At 69.2% G+C, this 1,723-nt stretch carries 2 protein-coding genes; both read right to left on the minus strand.

The features are described from left to right. Window positions 1-923, minus strand: a 923-nt coding sequence (locus BMZ50_RS23465) for an MCP four helix bundle domain-containing protein (protein ID WP_177212967.1), incomplete at its 3' end; no start/stop codon positions are given. 296 nt (window positions 924-1,219) lie between these two features. Then, window positions 1,220-1,723, minus strand: a 504-nt coding sequence (locus BMZ50_RS23470) for a methyl-accepting chemotaxis protein (protein WP_245753831.1), incomplete at its 5' end; no start/stop codon positions are given.

Raw genomic sequence — 1,723 nt, forward strand, 5'->3', positions numbered from 1 at the left:
ACCACGCCCGACTGCGCCGAGGTCTCCTCCGCCGACGCCGAGATCTGCGCCGAGGAGGCGCTCAACTCCTCCGACGACGCCGCGACCGCGTCCGCCGAGGACACCACCGAGGCCAGGACCGCGCGCAGGTTGCTCTGCGCCGCGTCGATGGCGGCGGCCATCCGGCCGATCTCGTCACCCTGGTCGACCTCGGTGGCCTGGGTCAGGTCACCCTCGGCCAGCCGCTCCGCGGTTCGGCGCACGCGGTTGACGGCGGATGCGATGGAGCGGGCCACGAAGATCCCCGCCAGCAGAGCGACCACGCTGCCGATGGCGATCGCGAGGATCAGCGTGGTCCGCGTGCCGGCGTAGGCGTCCTTCGCGGCGGCTGCGCTCTCGCGGGCCGCATCCTGCTGCGTCGCCGACAGGTCGGCGAAGTCGGTGACGATCTCGTTGCTCAGCGGCGCGATCTGGTCGGCCCGGAGAGCGTCGTACTCGGCCAGCTTCCCGGCCGCGCGGAGATCGAAGGCCTGGTCGGCGAGGACTAGGTACTGGTCGTAGTCATCCATCACCTCGGCGACGAGCTCCAGCACCTCCGCGCTGGGCTGCGTCTCGGTCCGAAGCTTGTCGACGGCCGCCAGCATGGCCTCGTGCTCGGCGTCCCGCAGCTTCCGGGCAGCCGACTGGGCCTCGGGCGTCGACGCGCTGTTCATGTTGGTGGCGTGGAGGCGGTAGGACATGTAGTGGAACCGGATTTCCTCGGACAGCTGCGCACCCATCGTGTTCTGGGTGTACATCGCCGTGGTGCGGTCCGCTGTGGCCGACAGCGAGTTAAGGCCGAGAACGCCGACGAAGACGGCGACGAGGACGGCGATCCCGACCGAGGCCGTGATCTTCACGGCGACGCCACGGTCGCGAACCCACCGCGTGACGGTCTTGCTCATGATCGTGCTCCTGGTGAAAGAAGTGGGCGGGCCGGACGGCCCGGGACGCACTGCAAGCGTGCGGTGGTTCCCGCGTGTGGCCCGTGGTGCGCAGGAGAATTCTGAACGGGTTCGGACGTTTTCGGCCACAATTGCGAGCGCGTCGCGAACCGGTCCGAAGATTGGTCGGTGACCGTTCTCGAGCCGCCCATTTGTCGACATTCGGAGGTCACCACGATGACCGTAGAATGCGCGGGAGCGCACGGCCGTGACGGCCGTGCGCTCCCGTGTTCCCGGCCGCATTGGCGGCCGGCGGATCAGTAGCTGAACCTCCCGACGGTAGAGCGCAGGTCGGCGGCCATCCGGGACAGCTCGTCGACCGCGGTGCGGGTCTGGGTCAGCGCCTGGGTGGTCGAGTCCGCCGCGGTGGAGACGCCGGTGATGTTGTCGGCGATCTGCCCGCTGCCGCTGGCAGCCTCCTGCACCGACCGCGACATCTCATTGGTCGTCGCTTCCTGCTCCTCCACCGCGCTGGCGATGGTGGTCTGCCGATCGGAGATCTGCGCCACGATCGTGGAGATCTCCTCGATCGCGCTGACCGCGGCGCCGGTGTCCTTCTGGATGGCCTCCACCCGGCGGGCGATGTCCTCGGTCGCCTTGGCCGTCTCCTGCGCCAGCTCCTTCACCTCGTTGGCCACCACCGCGAAGCCCTTACCGGCCTCCCCGGCGCGGGCCGCCTCGATCGTGGCGTTCAGCGCCAGCAGGTTGGTCTGCTCCGCGATCGAGGTGATCACCTTCACCACGTTGCCGATCTCCGCCGA

The sequence above is a fragment of the Geodermatophilus ruber genome, assembly GCF_900114385.1.
Taxonomy (GTDB): Bacteria; Actinomycetota; Actinomycetes; order Mycobacteriales; family Geodermatophilaceae; genus Geodermatophilus; species Geodermatophilus ruber.